General features: G+C 38.2%; 20 protein-coding genes. 5 read left to right on the top strand and 15 right to left on the bottom strand.

The genetic code is table 11. The features are described from left to right. Positions 1 to 19 precede the first annotated feature (19 nt). On the top strand, positions 20 to 1,090 hold the full coding sequence (locus tag ACLCDL_RS07225) for a PA0069 family radical SAM protein (RefSeq protein ID WP_423147611.1): 1,071 nt from the start codon (positions 20 to 22) through the stop codon (positions 1,088 to 1,090). A gap of 61 nt (positions 1,091 to 1,151) precedes the next feature. Here the strand turns inward: ACLCDL_RS07225 and ACLCDL_RS07220 are convergent, their stop codons facing one another. From ACLCDL_RS07220 to ACLCDL_RS07190, 7 genes are read right to left on the bottom strand one after another with little or no spacing between them, the layout of a single operon-like run. Next, positions 1,152 to 1,895 carry a zinc ribbon domain-containing protein gene (locus ACLCDL_RS07220; RefSeq protein ID WP_423147610.1) on the bottom strand — a complete coding sequence of 248 codons (744 nt, stop codon included), beginning with the start codon at positions 1,893 to 1,895 and terminating at the stop codon, positions 1,152 to 1,154. Beyond that, positions 1,895 to 2,992, bottom strand: coding sequence for a Nif3-like dinuclear metal center hexameric protein (locus ACLCDL_RS07215; protein ID WP_423147609.1), 1,098 nt, complete (start codon positions 2,990 to 2,992; stop codon positions 1,895 to 1,897). The genes ACLCDL_RS07220 and ACLCDL_RS07215 overlap by 1 nt, the downstream gene beginning before the upstream one ends. A 2-nt stretch (positions 2,993 to 2,994) precedes the next feature. Then, on the bottom strand, positions 2,995 to 3,462 hold the full coding sequence (locus tag ACLCDL_RS07210) for a hypothetical protein (protein WP_423147608.1): 468 nt from the start codon (positions 3,460 to 3,462) through the stop codon (positions 2,995 to 2,997). Between the two features lie 29 nt (positions 3,463 to 3,491). Further along, positions 3,492 to 3,716: a DUF2905 domain-containing protein gene (locus ACLCDL_RS07205; RefSeq protein WP_423147607.1), complete on the bottom strand. Its 225-nt coding sequence runs from the start codon at positions 3,714 to 3,716 to the stop codon at positions 3,492 to 3,494. 8 nt (positions 3,717 to 3,724) lie between these two features. Continuing rightward, entirely contained in the window at positions 3,725 to 4,108 is a 384-nt protein-coding gene (locus ACLCDL_RS07200; RefSeq protein ID WP_423147606.1) for a TM2 domain-containing protein, read from the bottom strand. A gap of 11 nt (positions 4,109 to 4,119) precedes the next feature. After that, a complete protein-coding gene (locus ACLCDL_RS07195; protein ID WP_423147605.1) occupies positions 4,120 to 4,398 on the bottom strand; it encodes a DUF2752 domain-containing protein in 279 nt (92 codons plus the stop codon). Beyond that, positions 4,399 to 4,827, bottom strand: a complete 429-nt coding sequence (locus tag ACLCDL_RS07190; RefSeq protein WP_423147604.1) for a DUF4199 domain-containing protein — start codon at positions 4,825 to 4,827, stop codon at positions 4,399 to 4,401. It abuts the gene before it with no gap. Between the two features lie 176 nt (positions 4,828 to 5,003). Here ACLCDL_RS07190 and mfd point away from each other — a divergent pair, with 176 nt between their 5' ends. Continuing rightward, positions 5,004 to 8,360 carry a transcription-repair coupling factor gene (gene mfd / locus ACLCDL_RS07185; RefSeq protein WP_423147603.1) on the top strand — a complete coding sequence of 1,119 codons (3,357 nt, stop codon included), beginning with the start codon at positions 5,004 to 5,006 and terminating at the stop codon, positions 8,358 to 8,360. A gap of 1 nt (position 8,361) precedes the next feature. Here the strand turns inward: mfd and ACLCDL_RS07180 are convergent, their stop codons facing one another. Genes ACLCDL_RS07180 through ACLCDL_RS07165 form a run of 4 tightly spaced genes read right to left on the bottom strand, consistent with a single transcriptional unit; the run spans position 8,362 to position 11,330 of the window. Then, the gene (locus ACLCDL_RS07180; RefSeq protein WP_423147602.1) at positions 8,362 to 9,378 is read right to left on the bottom strand and encodes an energy transducer TonB; all 1,017 of its coding nucleotides are present in this window, start codon (positions 9,376 to 9,378) and stop codon (positions 8,362 to 8,364) included. 8 nt (positions 9,379 to 9,386) lie between these two features. Then, the gene (locus tag ACLCDL_RS07175; protein ID WP_423147601.1) at positions 9,387 to 10,193 is read right to left on the bottom strand and encodes a phosphatidate cytidylyltransferase; all 807 of its coding nucleotides are present in this window, start codon (positions 10,191 to 10,193) and stop codon (positions 9,387 to 9,389) included. A gap of 2 nt (positions 10,194 to 10,195) precedes the next feature. Further along, complete coding sequence (locus ACLCDL_RS07170) at positions 10,196 to 10,399, bottom strand: putative signal transducing protein (RefSeq protein WP_423147600.1); 204 nt, start codon at positions 10,397 to 10,399, stop codon at positions 10,196 to 10,198. A 1-nt stretch (position 10,400) separates the two neighbouring features. After that, on the bottom strand, positions 10,401 to 11,330 hold the full coding sequence (locus ACLCDL_RS07165; RefSeq protein WP_423147599.1) for a CPBP family intramembrane glutamic endopeptidase: 930 nt from the start codon (positions 11,328 to 11,330) through the stop codon (positions 10,401 to 10,403). A 60-nt stretch (positions 11,331 to 11,390) separates the two neighbouring features. Here ACLCDL_RS07165 and dusB point away from each other — a divergent pair, with 60 nt between their 5' ends. Further along, positions 11,391 to 12,383, top strand: a complete 993-nt coding sequence (dusB, locus tag ACLCDL_RS07160; RefSeq protein WP_423147598.1) for a tRNA dihydrouridine synthase DusB — start codon at positions 11,391 to 11,393, stop codon at positions 12,381 to 12,383. A gap of 44 nt (positions 12,384 to 12,427) precedes the next feature. Beyond that, positions 12,428 to 12,814, top strand: a complete 387-nt coding sequence (apaG, locus tag ACLCDL_RS07155; protein ID WP_423147597.1) for a Co2+/Mg2+ efflux protein ApaG — start codon at positions 12,428 to 12,430, stop codon at positions 12,812 to 12,814. Between the two features lie 34 nt (positions 12,815 to 12,848). Here the strand turns inward: apaG and ACLCDL_RS07150 are convergent, their stop codons facing one another. Both ACLCDL_RS07150 and ACLCDL_RS07145 read right to left on the bottom strand, forming a co-directional pair. After that, entirely contained in the window at positions 12,849 to 14,429 is a 1,581-nt protein-coding gene (locus ACLCDL_RS07150; RefSeq protein ID WP_423147596.1) for an FAD-dependent oxidoreductase, read from the bottom strand. After that, entirely contained in the window at positions 14,426 to 15,133 is a 708-nt protein-coding gene (locus ACLCDL_RS07145) for an SAM-dependent methyltransferase (protein ID WP_423147595.1), read from the bottom strand. The genes ACLCDL_RS07150 and ACLCDL_RS07145 overlap by 4 nt, the downstream gene beginning before the upstream one ends. Positions 15,134 to 15,187: 54 nt before the next feature. Between ACLCDL_RS07145 and ACLCDL_RS07140 the strand changes: the two genes are divergently transcribed. Further along, positions 15,188 to 15,904 (top strand): hypothetical protein, encoded by a 717-nt coding sequence (locus ACLCDL_RS07140; RefSeq protein ID WP_423147594.1) that lies wholly within the window; start codon positions 15,188 to 15,190, stop codon positions 15,902 to 15,904. Between the two features lie 18 nt (positions 15,905 to 15,922). Here the strand turns inward: ACLCDL_RS07140 and ACLCDL_RS07135 are convergent, their stop codons facing one another. Then, a complete protein-coding gene (locus ACLCDL_RS07135) occupies positions 15,923 to 16,156 on the bottom strand; it encodes a DUF2442 domain-containing protein (RefSeq protein WP_423147593.1) in 234 nt (77 codons plus the stop codon). After that, entirely contained in the window at positions 16,153 to 16,437 is a 285-nt protein-coding gene (locus tag ACLCDL_RS07130) for a DUF4160 domain-containing protein (RefSeq protein ID WP_423147592.1), read from the bottom strand. The genes ACLCDL_RS07135 and ACLCDL_RS07130 overlap by 4 nt, the downstream gene beginning before the upstream one ends. Between the last annotated feature and the right edge of the window lie 31 nt (positions 16,438 to 16,468).

Raw genomic sequence — 16,468 nt, 5'->3', positions numbered from 1 at the left:
ATTTTTAGCAAATTTGCGTATGCCATTTGAGGATAATAAAGAATATTTTAAAGGGAGAGGTGCTCAGGTAAATACCCATAATAAGTTTTTAAAGAACCGGTATATTACAGAACATATTGAAGGCCTGGATGAAGAATTACTTGAAAACACGGGTACACAAATTTTTGAGGAGTACCCTAAGAAAATTGTCAGCATTTCTGATAGTCCTGACCTGTCTTTTATGTATTCGATAAATCCTTACCAGGGTTGTGAGCATGGATGTATTTATTGTTATGCCCGTAATGCGCATGAATACTGGGGATTTAGCGCCGGACTTGACTTTGAACGCAAGATTGTTGTTAAGAGGAATGCAGCGCCTCTTCTTGAAGAGTTTTTCAATAAAAAAGGATATAAACCTGTTCCTATTATGCTCTCGGGAAATACAGATTGCTACCAGCCAATAGAAAGAAAGTTAAGAATAACACGTTCGTTGCTGGAAGTTTTTCTTAAATATAAACATCCTGTAAGCATTATAAGCAAGAATAATCTGGTACTGCGTGACCTGGATTTACTCCGGGAGCTTTCAAGGTTTGACCTGGTGCATGTTACTGTTACTATTAACTCGCTTAACGAAACCTTAAGACAGAAAATGGAACCGCGTACAGTAACGGCCAGAAGTCGTTTAATGGTAATTAACCGTTTAGCTTCAGAAAATATCCCTGTAAGGCTGATGATGGCTCCAATCATTCCTGGTTTAAATAGTGAGGAAATTCCATCATTGATTAAAGCAGCAGCTGATGAAGGAATCTCGGCCGCAATTTTTACTATTGTAAGATTAAACGGAGCAATTGCTGAAATCTTTTCTGATTGGATTCATAAAGCCTATCCTGACCGTGCAGAAAAAGTTTTAAACCGGATAGCCGACTGTCATGGTGGTAATTTAAATGACAGCAGGTGGGGAAAGCGAATGCGGGGAGACGGAAAGGTTGCTGAAAGTATTCACCAGCTTTTTCGAATATCTGTAAATCGTTTTCTACAGGGAAGATCGCTTCGTCCCTTAAAGCTTAGTCATTTTGCTCCGGCAGCCGGTAAACAGTTAGGCTTATTTTAATAAGGATTGTCTGTAAATAAAAAAAGCGGCTTTTAAGCCGCTCTTATTTTTATAATTTAAATTACACAACTGCATGTTCCATTGAAAAACCTTCGTCCAATAAAATACGACCGCAATGTTCGCAAACGATGATTTTCTTTCTTTGCCGGATATCTAACTGGCGCTGAGGCGGAATCTGGTTAAAGCAGCCAGAACATGAATCACGCTCGATGGTTACAACGGCAAGTCCGTTCTTAGCATTTTGACGTAAACGCTTATAAGCAATTAATAAACGTTCTTCAATTTTTTCTTCGGCCTGTTCTGCTTTCTGGTTAAGTTCTTCTTCCTCTTTCTGAGTTTCTGCTGTAATATTATCCAGTTCAGCTTTTTTGGCTTCCAGGTCTCTGCGGCGTTCTTCTAAATTTTCAACGGCCTTTTCGTAAATATCAGTTTTGTTTGTTATTTCAAAACCGTGTTCTTTAATCTTTTTCTCACAAACCTGAATTTCCAATCCCTGAATTTCAATTTCTTTCGAAATTGCGTCGTATTCGCGATTGTTTTTTACCTCGTTAAGCTGAGTTTCATATTTTTTAATTGCAGCCTGGGCTTCTTTAATCATATTCTTGCGGGTAACAATGCTATCCTCAAGATCGTCCAATTCTGCTTTTATTTTATTAATACGGGTTTCAAGGCCTGCTACTTCATCCTCTAAATCTGCTACTTCCATAGGAAGTTCTCCTCTCACCTGACGCAACTTATCAATTTGTGTATGAATTGACTGAAGGTCGTATAAGGCTTGTAATTTCTGTTCTACAGTTTGTTCCATTAAATAAAATAATTTATTGGGTTTGTATTTTGTTCTGTTAAATGGAGTGCAAAATTAGGAATTTTTTTTCGAATTATTTCTAATAATAATTCCTGCGTAAATTGCTCACTCTCAAAATGTCCCACGTCTGCGATGATAATCTTTCCGTCTGCATCAAAAAACTCGTGGTATTTAAAATCTGCCGTTATAAATACATCTGCACCGGCGTTAATGGCATGATTTAACAGAAAGCTTCCCGAGCCTCCGCAAATGGCTACTCTTTTAACGGTTTTCTCTCTCAACCTGGTATGTCTGATTACTTTTACACCAAGTTTTTCTTTTACCACCCGGAGGAATTCTGTTTCCGAAATTCCCTGATTTAGCGATCCGATAATTCCCGAACCCACGTGGAAAAAAGTATTGGTTAATGGGTACAGGTCATAGGCGACTTCTTCGTAAGGATGTGTTTCATGCAGTGCAACAAGAATAGCTCTCTCCAGATAAGCGGGATAAATAGCTTCTATTCTGATTTCAGGTTCATGATGCCGGAGGCCTTTTTCGCCAACATAAGCATGGGTATTTTCACCTGCTTTGAACGTGCCAAAACCTTCTGTATTATAGCTGCATTCAGAATAATTTCCTATCTCTCCTGCCCCGGAGCTGAATAAAGCATTTCTTACCTTTTCGGCATGTGAAACGGGACAAAAAGTAACCAGTTTTTTGAGTATTCCCTGTTTCGGAGAAAGAATGGTGCTATTTTCCAAACCAATTTTTTCAGCGATTTTTGAATTTACTCCGCCAATGATATTATCCAGGTTGGTATGAATAGCATATAAGGCGATATTATTTTGAATGGCTTTAATGATTACCCGCTCTACGTAATTTTTGCCGTTTAATTTTTTCAAGCCTCTGAATATAATCGGGTGATGGGATATGATTAATCCGCATCCTTTTGCAATAGCTTCATCTATTACCGGTTCGGTACAATCCAGTGAGATCAGGGCCGCATTAATTTCTGTATTTTGATCGCCGGTAATCAGGCCGGCGTTGTCATAATCTTCCTGAAGGGATAAGGGGGCAATAGTTTCCAGTAAAGAAGTAATCTCTCGTATCTTCATCGTTATTCTTCAATAGTATCTGCTTTGCTTTCATTCTCCAGCACTTTCCTGTACCAGTTGATTTTAACCCAATATTGAATAAAAAGGATTAATCTTATTATTCCTAAAACGCCTATTATTAATGAAAGCGTTTGAATAGTAAACTGCTTTTGGCCAAATACCATAAAGGCAAACGTTATAAAAGGCATAATCGCAGCTGCAAAGCCAATGTTATAGCCTGGTTTTTCTTCTACTTCATAATTGCGATGCAGAAGCTCATTACTTAGTGAAGCAGCCATATCTCTAACTATTTTAAAAAGCCAGAATAAATTAAAAACAGGAATAAGATAAAGCCAGACAGAACCTTCGTTGATTACTTTATTTTGCGGCTTCACCTGTTTAAGTGCCCGGATCAAAGCAAGGCAAAAAAGAATATTTATAATAGTTTCTATAACTAATGATACTCCAACTAATCCGAATTGAGGTTGCATACAAGTATATTTACCTGTAAAAGTAACAATTAGTTAAACCACCTGAAAATACGAATGATAAGGTTAACCAGTAAACTTAAAAGCAGCATAGTGGTAATAGGGAAATAAAATCGGAAGTTTTCTCCTTTTATTTTAATATCTCCCGGCAGGTTTCCTATCCAGCTTAATTTATCATGGAAAAAGTAAATGATTATTCCAATGATAGCTATAAAAGTACCGGCCAGAATAATATACTTCCCCGTTTCGTTATTCATGTTAAAATCTACTCAGTGCTTGATTCCCCTTTATCAGGAAACATCATTTTTACCATTTGAACACTTTCAAATGCAGCTTTCTGATTGTACTCAAAAGCAAGTGTTTTGTGGTTTATAGCATCAACAATGGTTCCTATAAAACAAAGTCCGCCTGTAAATAAATATAGCAAACCCATGCCGATCTGATTGATCATGAAACGCTGCACACCGGCAATAATTATAAAACCAAGAATTGTAAATAACAGAATTTCACTCGGATCTCTTCTTTTACCCGAATAAAACATTACAAAATGCTGAAGCTGTTCATTATTAAGCCCCTGTGTTGCCTGTTGAAGGTATTGATACTCCTGAGGAGTCATCCCTTTAAGATTTATAAATGGATTTTGATACATGATAGTTAGGTTTACTTACTGAAAAATACTTTCGTTAAGATAAATATACGATGTATCAGAATAAATAAAGAAGGAATTCCGAACCAATGAAAATGGAGTGAAGATTTTATATCGCCATGAAGAAAACTGGAAATGGACCTTCCTAACCCGCAGCCCGGACACCAGGTAGTGCCCAGATTAGCCAGGGGACATAAGCTGAAGTGCTGTTCTTTTTCAGGAGACAGACTTATCAGTAGTATGAGCGCTGTAAACCAGAAAGTTAATTCAAAATACGGCCGTTTAAGTAACATTTATAGATTTCGCTGCCTGTTCATCAAAATTAGCGAAATAGTTATGGTGCACAAAATTCCAAATAAACCCGCATAACCAATGCGTCCCATAAAATCCATACCGATGTTGTTATTAACATACGAGGTATAAACTGCAATAAAAAAGCCGGCAATTACCCCGCCTATTACCAAAATCTTGAACCCTTCAAAAATGCCCTCAAAAAATTCCATTCTCCCCCCGTTTATATTGTCCCTGAAATTTTTTATCCCAAAAAATAAACCTAAAAAAGGAATGAAGGTGGAAATGTATTCAAGCCAGTTTATACTGCTCGACATGGACCGGTCGGAAATTGGATATGCACGGTTATAAACACCCGCAAAGTGCATTATAACAATCCAGATTCCGCTGGCAATGCCAATAAGTATTCCAAATTTAATAGCATTTTTCATAGTGTATAGATTAAGCTTTGTACTGCTTTTTTAACATCCTTTCATAAAAATTGTTCCAGCCTATCCGAAATCTTTCTATACTATTAATTAAATCGGTTAGCAAATGTGAACTGTCAATTGTATACATTTTTAAAAACTTGATTGTAAGGCCGTATATTTGCACTGAATTTACCGGAGTGAACGTAAGGGACATATTAGATAGATACAAAGAAGATGCGAGGATTGAAAACCTGTCAAAAGCATTAAATTCCGACAGAGCACCTCGTATTCATTTAAAAGGACTTATCGGATCAAGCGATGCGATGGCTGCGATAGCTTTGTATTTTTTGCAGCACAGGCATATGCTCTTCATTATGCCCGACAGGGAGGAAGCTTCTTATTTTCAAAGCGATCTGGAGAGTCTGATAGGTACAGAGGTGCTTATTTTCCCCTCCTCTTACAGAAAATCCTTTGATTTTACACAAACAGATAGTAGCAATGTGTTGCAAAGGGCTGAAGTTCTGAACGAACTTATTCATGCTTCTGAATTCGGTAAATTGATAGTAACCTACCCGGAAGCACTTGCAGAACGGGTAATAAACCGCGATGCTCTGGAAAAAAATACACTTGAAATTGCTACCGGGGCAAAACTGAGCATTGAGTTTATTAATGAATTTTTAATAGAATACGATTTTGAACGGGTAGATTTTGTGTATGAACCCGGCCAGTTCTCTATTCGGGGCGGAATAGTGGACATCTTCTCCTTTTCACATGACCTGCCGTACCGGGTAGAATTTTTTGGCGATTTTATAGAAAACATCCGAACGTTTGAAATAGAGGACCAGCTATCGGTAGAACAGGTTAAAAGCATTACCATTGTTCCTAATGTTCAGTCTAAGTTTTTAACTGATCATAATATTTCCCTGCTCGAGTATGTAGATAAAGACACCGTTGTTTGGTTTAAAGATGTTCAGTTTACACTGGATATTGTAAAAGACGGGTATAAAAAATCGACAGAGTTATGGCGGGCCTTACCTGCAGATGAACGTCAGAAAAACCCGGAATGGATTGATCCGAAGTTCAATTTTACAGACGAGAAGCTTATTGCCGACCAACTTCGCGATTTTCCGGTAATTGAATTTGGAAAGCAATATTTTTACCAGGCGCAAAGCACCATAACATTTGATACCCGGCCACAGCCTTCTTTTAATAAAGATTTCAATCTGCTGATCCATAATATCAAACAGAATGAATCCGAAAAAATTCAAAACCTGATTTTTACAGATTCTGTGAAGCAGTCGGAAAGGCTGTACACCATTTTTGAAGATATTGACAAAACAGTAAAATTTACCCCTGTAAACGTTTCCTTACGCGAAGGGTTTGTAGACTACGAACAGAAGCTGGCTTGCTATACCGATCATCAGATATTTGACCGGTATTATAAATACAAGTTAAAAAAGGGGTATGCCCGCTCGCAGGCAATAACGTTGAAAGAACTTCGGGAGCTAAAGCCAGGAGATTATATTACTCACATTGATCATGGAATAGGAAAATATGCGGGACTGGAAAAGGTAGAGGTGAATGGAAAGACACAGGAAATGATCCGGCTTATTTATGCGGATAATGATCTGTTATATGTCAACATCAACTCCTTAAACCGGATATCTAAATATTCGGGAAAAGAAGGGACGATTCCGAAAATGAACAAGCTTGGAACCGATACCTGGGAAAAGCTTAAAAAAACGACTAAAAAAAAAGTTAAAGACATCGCCCGCGACCTGATCAAACTGTATGCAGTCAGAAAATCACAAACCGGCAATGCCTTTCATCCCGACACTTATCTTCAAACAGAACTGGAAGCTTCTTTTATTTATGAAGATACTCCCGATCAGGAAAAAGCTACTGCGGATGTAAAAAAAGATATGGAATCTCCGCATCCAATGGACAGGCTTGTTTGCGGTGATGTGGGTTTCGGAAAAACAGAAATCGCGATCAGAGCTGCATTTAAAGCGGTGGCAGACAGTAAACAAGTTGCGGTGCTGGTGCCAACAACCATTTTGGCATTGCAGCATTATAAAACTTTCAGTTCGCGTTTAAAAGATTTTCCATGCAATATTGATTATATCAACCGGTTTAAATCGAGCAAGCAAGTAAAAGAAACACTTCAAAAACTTGCCGAGGGAAAAGTGGATATCATTATTGGTACTCACCGGCTGGTTAGCAAGGATGTAAAGTTTAAGGACCTGGGTTTACTGATCATCGACGAAGAGCAGAAATTTGGTGTTGGCGTAAAAGAAAAATTAAAACAACTAAGAGCCAATGTAGATTCCCTTACACTTACTGCAACGCCAATTCCGCGAACGCTGCATTTTTCTTTGATGGGCGCCCGTGATTTATCCATTATATCAACACCTCCGCCAAACAGGCAGCCAGTGGTTACAGAGTTGCATGTATTCAATGAAAAGCTGATAAAAGAAGCCGTAGAGTTTGAAATAAACAGGGGCGGGCAAATATTTTTTATTCATAACCGTGTGCAGGATTTACCCCAATTAGGGGGGATGATACAGAAACTGGTTCCAAAGGCGAGGATTGGAATTGCCCACGGTCAGCTTGAAGGTGACGCTCTTGAAGACGTAATGCTGAAATTTATTAACGGGGAAGCAGATGTATTGGTTGCCACAACCATAATTGAAGCGGGCCTTGATATTCCAAACGCAAACACCATTATAATAAATCATGCTCACATGTTCGGGTTAAGTGATCTGCACCAGATGCGTGGAAGAGTTGGGCGATCAAATAAAAAAGCTTTCTGTTATCTTCTTAGTCCGCCGCTTTCAACATTAACTCCCGAAGCTCGCAAAAGACTGAGTGCAATTGAAGAGTTTTCTGATCTTGGAAGTGGTTTCAACGTTGCAATGCGGGATTTAGATATCCGCGGAAGCGGAAATTTGCTTGGCGCCGAGCAGAGCGGATTTATCGCAGAGATAGGTTTTGAAATGTATCATAAAATTCTGGATGAAGCCATCCAGGAGCTTAAGGACGACGAGTTTAAAGACTTGTTCAAGGATGAAAAGCCACGGCCGTTTATTCCTTTTACTCAAGTAGATACTGACCTTGAAGTACTGATTCCGGATAGTTACGTTACAAACATAACCGAACGGTATAATTTATATACAGAACTATCAAAGCTTGAAAATGAAACACAGCTGGAAAATTTTGCAAAAGAGCTTGAAGACCGTTTTGGCCCTGTTCCCCGGCAGGTAACCGAGCTATTAAATACACTGCGACTTCAGTGGCTGGGAAAAGCCATTGGTTTTGAAAAGATTTCTTTAAAGAAAAATTCACTGAAAGGCTATTTTATCGCCAATAAACAATCACCCTATTTTGAGAGTGATCAATTTAGCAGGGTGTTGCAGTATGTACAGCAAAACCCCTGGGCCTGTAATATGAAAGAAGTTAAAAATACATTACGGATAGCGTTTGATAATGTATTTACAATAAACCAGGCTATTGAAATTTTGCAACAGATTGCAGAACCTGAATTAATTTCATAAGCTACTGCGTGGACAGCTGAAAAGTAATAGGTAAAACGCAATAGGTACTAACGGGTGCTCCTTTTACCATTCCGGGTTTCCATGGAGGTGAAGATCGAACGATTCGGATTGCCTCTTCATCGCAGCCGCTTCCAATTCCCTGACGAAGTTTCACATCTCTGATAGAACCATCTTTATCAACAATAAAAGATACAATTACTTTGCCCTGTACATTTTTGGTTTTTGCAGCTAAGGGGTAATGCAAATTGGAACTGATAAACTTTTGCCATTCTTTCTGTCCTCCCTGAAATTCCGGAACTACCTCAACCACGCTGTAATCATAGATCTGGTTGGTTGAACTACCGGCAGAATTTACATCCTGATTCAACATCTCTCCCACGGCAGTTGAGTCAGGGCTATGTTTTACTATTTCCAGGTTTTTTATTTCAATATCTTTCAATGAACTGATTTTACCGCTTTCATCAATAATCATTTCATACTTTATATGCCTTGTATGATCCTCATTTAAAGAGGGCTTAAAAAAACTTTCTTTTGCCCAGTAAGTTGCAACCAGTTTAGAATCTCGGCGTTCAAATTCAAGGGAAGAAACAATCCAGTTACGTTTAAAATTCTCCATATCTTCCATTCTTTTCCAATAAAGTTCTTTTAAACGTTCGTAGGTAAGATTGTGGTAGTTGTAAAACGTATTTGTAATGGGTGTAAAATAGCTTGGCGGGTCAAAATATCCTCTTTTCTGATCGTAATAAAAGGCTTCAATAAATTTTACCAGCGATTGTCTTACTTCTTCATCGTTCATGGAAGAACTCTCATCAAGCGATTTGGCAGGTTCTTCAGTTACGGTTACAGGAACTTCTTTTTTGTGCATAAATTTCCATGGATCCTCAACAAACAAAGTGAGGTATCCCATAATAAAAATTATACCTAACAGAACGATAAGCATATAAAGCAATGACTTGTCTTTCTTTATAAGAAGTTCGTGTTTTATTTCGTTTTCACTTTCCGGAGATCCGTTTGCCATAGCTTAATTTACCAAATTTGAACCAAATATAAATATACAAAAACAAGCGGGGCAGAGAGGAGTAAACCGTCAAATCTGTCGAGAACGCCTCCGTGCCCTGGCAGTAGACTTCCCGAGTCTTTTGCATTTAAACTTCTTTTTAGCATAGATTCTATCAGATCACCCAAAGTTCCTGTAATTACTATTATCAGGGAAATAACCGCCCAGTGAACAAGAGGAATATCTGTAAACTGAGTGCCCAGGATAAATGCAACTAAAAGACTTGTTATCATACCACCGAAAAAGCCTTCCCATGATTTTTTCGGAGAATGCCTTTCGAAAAGCTTGTTTTTGCCAAATTTAACTCCAAACAAATAAGCACCTGTATCGTTTGCCCACAACAGTAATAAAAATGATAGGGGAAAATGAAAGTTATATATACCTACTGTAAAGCCAAGAGCCTGAAAGAAACAAAAAGGAATAAATGAAAAAATTATTCCGAGGAATGTATAAGCAATATTGTGAAATGGTTTGGGTGCTTTGAAATAAAGTTCTGCAATAAATACGGCAGATACAAACGGAACTGCTACCACTATATTTACCAGCGATGTTCCTGTTAAAAAATGCAGGCTTATCGGTAAATAAATTGCCAGGGCAAGCAGTAAACCTGATATCCGGCCAGGGTTAACATTTTCCTGCTTTACAAGCTTATAAAATTCAATTAAACACAACAATCCAATTATTAAATAAAAAAAGCTGAAGGTATATGCTCCCGTTAGTACGGAAGCCAGCATCACCAGCACAAAGAAAAATCCTGTGATTGCTCTTGTTTTCATGTCTATAGTTCGTTCCGGATAATTATTTCGATTGCCTTATTAAAATCAGTATGATGAATGTAAACTTCTACATCGCCTATATTATAAGGAAAGCCCTGTTTGTTTACTAAAACCGCTTCTATCTGGTTATCTACAAGTACCTGCCGTACTAATTCAGATTTAAAGAAGTCATTAGAGGAATAGATTTTAACCCAATCGTTCTCCATACTATAAGGGGCTTTCTTTTATTTTGGGTTGCGCTATTTTATAAACCAGGAATAATAGGACGGCAGTTAACACGAAGCTGGCCATGTAGATTAAAAGATTTCCGTTATAAGTTTCCTCATTGATTTTATCTAAAGATAAACCCTTTTGCTGGTAAAAATAGGCAGAAATTACGGCAGATGCGTTATTTATAAAATGAGCCAGGATCGGAATCCCGATATTGCCTGTCCATACATACAGGTAACCGAACAAGGCTCCAAGCAGCATTCGGGGGAAGAAACCATAAAACTGCAAATGAATGGCACTGAAAACAATTGCTGTAATCCAGATGGCGGTATGATAATTTTTAAATATCCGGATAAAAACCTTTTGCAAACAGCCGCGAAAAAATAATTCTTCTCCTATAGCCGGAATTATGGCGATCATGAACAGATTAATTGCAAATTCTGCTGCCGTTTTCATCGAAAGCAGTTGCATAGTTAATTTGGCAAGATCATCCTCTTTTTGCTTCATCCACCTTTCAACCGTTTGAAAGGCTTCCGGAAGGTGCATTTCTTTATTTAAGAGGATAACTCCTTCCAGAAAGGGTGTGCTAGCTATCATTACCGCAACAGCCAGAATAAACAGGAGAGGTTTAATCTGCTTGCGGAAACCAAAATAAGTTAGCGGATCGGTATTTTCTAAACGTCCAAAAATTAACGCAGGGATAATAAAAGTACCTACAGCAGAAATTATTTGTACATATTTCAGGAAATTAATGTTTTCAAGATCCAGGCCGGAAATCAGTTGCATCAGGCCCTGTGGTCCTAAAAAAATAAGAATCCCGGAAATAACCGCAATCAGCGATGAGATAATTATTCCGGCCAGCACCAGTAAAAGAAGGTAAATCAGCGAAACTATCGGTTGTCTTTCATTTGAAATGTGGCCGGGCATAATTTTATTTGTAATTTTGTTACTCCGCAATTATGCAAAGATAGTTTTGTTGAGTTAGAAATGGGTATTCGCATAGGAAATATAGATTTAGGGGATTTTCCACTCTTACTTGCTCCGATGGAAGACGTCAGCGATCCGCCTTTTCGTTTTGTTTGCAAACAAAACGGCGTGGATATGATGTACACGGAGTTCATCTCATCTGAAGGATTAATTCGTGATGCTGCCAAAAGTGTACAGAAGCTTGACATTTTCGAATACGAGCGTCCGATAGGTATCCAGATATTTGGAAGTAATATTGACTCTATGAAGGAAGCTACTGAGATAGCTTCAAGAGTAAATCCTGATCTGATAGATATTAACTACGGTTGCCCGGTGAAAAATGTAGCCTGCCGTGGCGCTGGTGCAAGCTTGCTGCAGGATATAGATAAAATGGTGGCAATGACAAAAGCCGTTGTAGAAGCCACGCATTTACCGGTAACTGTAAAAACACGACTGGGCTGGGATGATACTACAAAAAACGTGTACGAAGTTGCCGAAAGGTTACAGGATGTAGGCATAAAGGCACTCACCATCCATGGACGCACTCGGGCACAAATGTATAAGGGACAGGCCGACTGGACGCTTATAAGGCAGATAAAAAGGAACCCGAGGATTAAAATCCCCATTTTTGGGAATGGTGATGTGGATAGTGTAGAAAAAGCTGCCAATTGGCGGATGGAATATGAAGTGGACGGAATTATGATCGGCCGGGCTGCTATTGGCTATCCGTGGATTTTCAGGGAAATAAAACATTTTTTCAAAACAGGTGAAATTTTAAACGGGCCAACCATTAATGAACGTGTAGAGGTTTGTTTAACCCATTTGCTTAAATCGATTGAATGGAAGGGGGCTAAAACCGGCGTGTTTGAGATGCGCAGGCATTATTCGAATTATTTTAAAGGGATTCCAAATTTTAAGGATTACCGGATGAAACTGGTATCGCTGGAAAATCTCGATGCAATAAGGGAAGTTCTAGAGGAAATCAAAGAGAACTTTGAGAATGTTTTGGTTTGATTTTTGGGATTAGGAATTTATATTTACGTAGATTAAGAACGGCAATGATAACACAAATTACAGAGGGAGTTAAAGTTTCTGTCGAAACTATTTATCAGCCTGAATATTCTAATCCTGCCAACGAGCATTTCATGTTCGCATACAAAATAAGCATTGAAAACCTGACAGATTACAGTGTACAGTTATTAACACGCTATTGGCAGATTTTTGATTCAAACGGATCTCATCGCGAAGTGGAAGGAGAAGGAGTGGTAGGACAGCAGCCGGTTATAGAACCGGGCAATAGCCATGAATATGTTTCAGGCTGCAATTTGAAAACGGATATAGGCAGCATGAAAGGCACTTACACGATGAAGCGTTTGGTTGATGACGAAGCATTTAAAGTTCATATTCCGGAATTTCACCTGATTGCCCCATATAAATTAAATTAAAAGCAAATCTGGTAATTACTATAGAGTACTTGCTTCAAAGAATCTCCTTAAAATACCCGTCAATCAGTTCAATATCTACAATATCGTTCATATAACCTATATGCAGATCGGGGCGGACTATAATTGCTTTTTTCCCGTTTTTTCTTATTTCAAAAGAATCAAATACTGACTGATTTCTTTTTGAATAGGGTAAATAATAAAAATTTAATGTGAAAACATAGCTTTGTTTAATCCATTTCGCCAAAGCTAAAATATCTCTTTCAGATAGTTTGCCGATTACTATCAATGTAAAACCGGTCTTATTGCACCAAGCATGTAAATCTGTTTCCTCTTTTAATTTTTCGTCGTAAAATTTAATATAGGGTAGCCGGTCTCCTGCCTGATATCCTGTAGCCAAACTATGATGAACGGAGAGTTTGCTGTCGCGATAGCTAATACCAGTTTGGGATATTAGTGAAAATATTCTTTCAGTAATTCGTTCTCCTTTCCATATTCGTTTTACCAATAACGGAAGGATAAATCTTCTTGCAATTTTCATAAACCAGCTTTGTGCTACTGCAAGAGAAAATAGCCGGTCGGTTGTTTTTAATAGCTTTCGGGCTACCGGAATTCGTTCTTCAGCATAAGTATTTAAGATAGCCGGATCAAATTCTTTATTTATAACACCGGCAATCTTCCACGCAAGATTATATGCATCCTGCAAACCTGTATTCATTCCTTGCCCACCTGCAGGGGAATGAATATGGGCTGCATCACCAATTAAAAAACAACGTTGCATTTTAAACTGTGCAGCCATCCGATGATGAAGCTGATACGTAGCAAACCAACTGCATTTATCCTCCTCCAAAGGAAAATCAAGAGAGTACGTGAGATAAGGTTTAATATCTTCAAAACGTAAATTCTCTCGCTCTCTCAAAGTTTTAGGGAGCACTCCGATAAAACGAACCGTATTATTTTGCAAAGGGAATAAACCGGTAAAACCTTCTTCTTTTAGGAATAACCGGATGGCATTGCTGTTTAATCTTTGCTGTATAACTAAATCTGCCAGGAAAAATTTTTGTTCGTAAGTTCCTCCGGTAAAAGGAATGGTTAATTTCTTTCGGACTGTGCTGTGTGCTCCGTCGGCTGCTATCATCCAATCACAGCTTATTGTTTGGTTTTTACCATTGCAATTAACAGTAACAATGGTTTCTTCTGCATGCTGATCAATTGTAGTTAATGAGCAGTTCCAGAAAACCGGGCAGGCATTTTTAGTGAGGTAATCAAGCAAAATACGTTCAGTTTTATTCTGCTCCAGAATGAGAACAAACGGAAAGGGAGTTTTTCCTGCACCTATGGTTGAAAGATCTATCCTTGCTATTTCGTCTTCACCCTCCTGTAAAACAAAATTCTTAGCCGTGTTTCCTTCGCTCATAAAGCTCTCAGCAATTCCCATCTGGCTGAAAATCTCCATAGATCTCGCCTGGATCGCCAATGCTTTTGAATGCTGACTAGGTGCAGTTTTTGAATCAATAATTACAGGTTGAATACCATAGCGCAATAACTGAGCTGCCATCATTAAGCCAGAAGGGCCAGCTCCTGCTATTAGTACGCTTGCTGTAACCGGAAACTTCATTTACAGAGAAGGAAAATCGTGGGCTTCTTATGAAGATCAACTTTTATTTTTCGCCATTGTTCAATGGTATGGGTCTTTATTTGTTCCTCTTTAGCTGTAATATTGCAAGCAACGCACAAATGAGTTTTTGACTGGCATGAACGTACTATTTCTTCCAGGAGTTGGTTGTTGCGAAAAGGAGTTTCAATGAAAATCTGAGTTTGATTAAATCTTTCAGATAAATTTTCGAGTTCTTTCAAACGTTTTGTCCGTTGCGATTTATCAATAGGCAAGTAGCCATGAAAAGTAAAACTTTGTCCGTTAAATCCCGAAGCCATTAAGGCCAGCAGAATGGAACTTGGTCCGATAAGAGGCTGTACTTTTATTCCATGCTCGTGTGCTAAGGCTACAATTTCCGAACCCGGATCTGCAACTCCCGGACAACCGGCTTCGCTCATTAGCCCCACATTTTCACCTGATAAAAGAGCTTTCAGATAAGCAGAAAGATCCGTTTTGTCTGAATGTTTGCCGTACGGTAAAATTGTAAGCTCGTTCTGTGGAGTTTGCAATCCCATCTCTTTTAGCCAGCGCCGGGCTGTTTTTTCATTTTCTACGATGTATGTTTTTATGCTGTTTACTACTTCTGTATTGTAAGCAGGAATAGTTTGTGCAGAAGTCCCTTCAGCAAGAGGAACTGGAATTAAAAACAAGGATCCAAAAGCCATTGTTGCAAATTTGATCTTTTTTCTTTATTTATTGTATTCTCAAAAGGAGGATTTATGAAGTCATTAAGTGTAAACTGGTTTATTGAGGGATCTGTTGATTTCGAACATAAAAAGTACATTTTACTGGATTACCTTCAGCAGATAAACGCACACTTTCATAAGCACAAGCTCTATCCCGATCTGAACGACCTGATTTTTCATTATAACAATCTGCTGAAGTTTAAAGAAAACAAATCAGGAATTCAAAAAACATTTCCAGAGCGTTTAACACATGCAGATATTGAAGCTGTTAAGCTTACTTACCAGAAAATGATTGAGGATGATGTGCTGATGCAGGAGATAGAACATATTATTTCTTATTCGCTAAATAAGATGGATCCGGCGCTGCAGGAAGGAAAAGAGATCTATGATTTTGTTGAAAGCCGTTTGAGAATTGAAGCCATTGGAGTAGTTCCGCTTTATCCGTATCATGGATATCTTTTATTAAGAAACGGTGATGAACGCGGGACCAATGTTTATCAATATCAGGTAACCATATTTGAAAATAAGGACGAAAAATACCGCGGCATTAACACCCACTTTGTTAGCAACTTCGAACGTAATTTTATCTATACTCCTGAAGCTATCCGAAAAGAACTGATTCATACCCGCAGGGAACTTCCTAATCCGGCTGTTTATCATGTGGAAAGTGATATAAGATTTCCACTGGAGCAGACTTTACTGCCGTTGGCCAAGAGAAGTTTGGTGAAGCATATTTCTACGGCGGCGTAGGGAAAGATTCGCTAAAAACTAAATACCGATAAGCTGATGAAGATTATAAATTTCATCAATAGCAAGGAAAGTCAGATTATCACCATCGATAATTTCAAAGTTCTTCTGTTCCTCTGGAGTTAAACCGGCTATATCTTCAAATTTCTCTAAAGGAATAATAAAAGTGCGGTCATTAGATAGTGCCAGCAACATGGCACTGCTTCCTATAAACTGAACATCTTTTATCTCTACCGCTTTTAATGCTGTTCTCATTTCCGGATTGCCTTTACTGATTGATTACTATAAAACAGTTCCAATTGTTTCAACAAAAGTTCTTTATGCTCCATTATTAAATTTTCGATTTCCAGTAATTCTTTATCTGAAAAATCGCCTTTTTTATTCTTATCTAATTCAATTAAGGGCTCCAGCCAAAACTTACAAGATCTTTTAAATCCCCGATAAGAATAGGTAACATGTATATGTTTTCTTATTTCATAAATATCAGACCCGTATATCAGGAAGATGTATTTTGCAAGAATCAGAAGCTTTCCCATTAATTAATATAAATTTAAAAATAATCAGGAG

The sequence above is a fragment of the Rubrilithobacter danxiaensis genome (assembly GCF_047272945.1).
In the GTDB taxonomy this organism is placed as follows: domain Bacteria; phylum Bacteroidota; class Bacteroidia; order Sphingobacteriales; family Sphingobacteriaceae; genus Rubrolithibacter; species Rubrolithibacter danxiaensis.
This window is presented reverse-complemented; position numbering and strand designations above follow the sequence as displayed.

What these genes read in the sequence shown, in the direction of transcription:
- ACLCDL_RS07225 (WP_423147611.1), top strand. Translation starts at nt 20, where the DNA reads ATGCCATTTGAGGATAATAAAGAATATTTTAAAGGGAGAGGTGCTCAG.
- ACLCDL_RS07220 (WP_423147610.1), bottom strand. Translation starts at nt 1,895, where the DNA reads ATGGAACAAACTGTAGAACAGAAATTACAAGCCTTATACGACCTTCAG.
- ACLCDL_RS07215 (WP_423147609.1), bottom strand. Translation starts at nt 2,992, where the DNA reads ATGAAGATACGAGAGATTACTTCTTTACTGGAAACTATTGCCCCCTTA.
- ACLCDL_RS07210 (WP_423147608.1), bottom strand. Translation starts at nt 3,462, where the DNA reads ATGCAACCTCAATTCGGATTAGTTGGAGTATCATTAGTTATAGAAACT.
- ACLCDL_RS07205 (WP_423147607.1), bottom strand. Translation starts at nt 3,716, where the DNA reads ATGAATAACGAAACGGGGAAGTATATTATTCTGGCCGGTACTTTTATA.
- ACLCDL_RS07200 (WP_423147606.1), bottom strand. Translation starts at nt 4,108, where the DNA reads ATGTATCAAAATCCATTTATAAATCTTAAAGGGATGACTCCTCAGGAG.
- ACLCDL_RS07195 (WP_423147605.1), bottom strand. Translation starts at nt 4,398, where the DNA reads ATGTTACTTAAACGGCCGTATTTTGAATTAACTTTCTGGTTTACAGCG.
- ACLCDL_RS07190 (WP_423147604.1), bottom strand. Translation starts at nt 4,827, where the DNA reads ATGAAAAATGCTATTAAATTTGGAATACTTATTGGCATTGCCAGCGGA.
- ACLCDL_RS07180 (WP_423147602.1), bottom strand. Translation starts at nt 9,378, where the DNA reads ATGGCAAACGGATCTCCGGAAAGTGAAAACGAAATAAAACACGAACTT.
- ACLCDL_RS07175 (WP_423147601.1), bottom strand. Translation starts at nt 10,193, where the DNA reads ATGAAAACAAGAGCAATCACAGGATTTTTCTTTGTGCTGGTGATGCTG.
- ACLCDL_RS07170 (WP_423147600.1), bottom strand. Translation starts at nt 10,399, where the DNA reads ATGGAGAACGATTGGGTTAAAATCTATTCCTCTAATGACTTCTTTAAA.
- ACLCDL_RS07165 (WP_423147599.1), bottom strand. Translation starts at nt 11,330, where the DNA reads ATGCCCGGCCACATTTCAAATGAAAGACAACCGATAGTTTCGCTGATT.
- dusB (WP_423147598.1), top strand. Translation starts at nt 11,391, where the DNA reads ATGGGTATTCGCATAGGAAATATAGATTTAGGGGATTTTCCACTCTTA.
- apaG (WP_423147597.1), top strand. Translation starts at nt 12,428, where the DNA reads ATGATAACACAAATTACAGAGGGAGTTAAAGTTTCTGTCGAAACTATT.
- ACLCDL_RS07150 (WP_423147596.1), bottom strand. Translation starts at nt 14,429, where the DNA reads ATGAAGTTTCCGGTTACAGCAAGCGTACTAATAGCAGGAGCTGGCCCT.
- ACLCDL_RS07145 (WP_423147595.1), bottom strand. Translation starts at nt 15,133, where the DNA reads ATGGCTTTTGGATCCTTGTTTTTAATTCCAGTTCCTCTTGCTGAAGGG.
- ACLCDL_RS07140 (WP_423147594.1), top strand. Translation starts at nt 15,188, where the DNA reads ATGAAGTCATTAAGTGTAAACTGGTTTATTGAGGGATCTGTTGATTTC.
- ACLCDL_RS07135 (WP_423147593.1), bottom strand. Translation starts at nt 16,156, where the DNA reads ATGAGAACAGCATTAAAAGCGGTAGAGATAAAAGATGTTCAGTTTATA.
- ACLCDL_RS07130 (WP_423147592.1), bottom strand. Translation starts at nt 16,437, where the DNA reads ATGGGAAAGCTTCTGATTCTTGCAAAATACATCTTCCTGATATACGGG.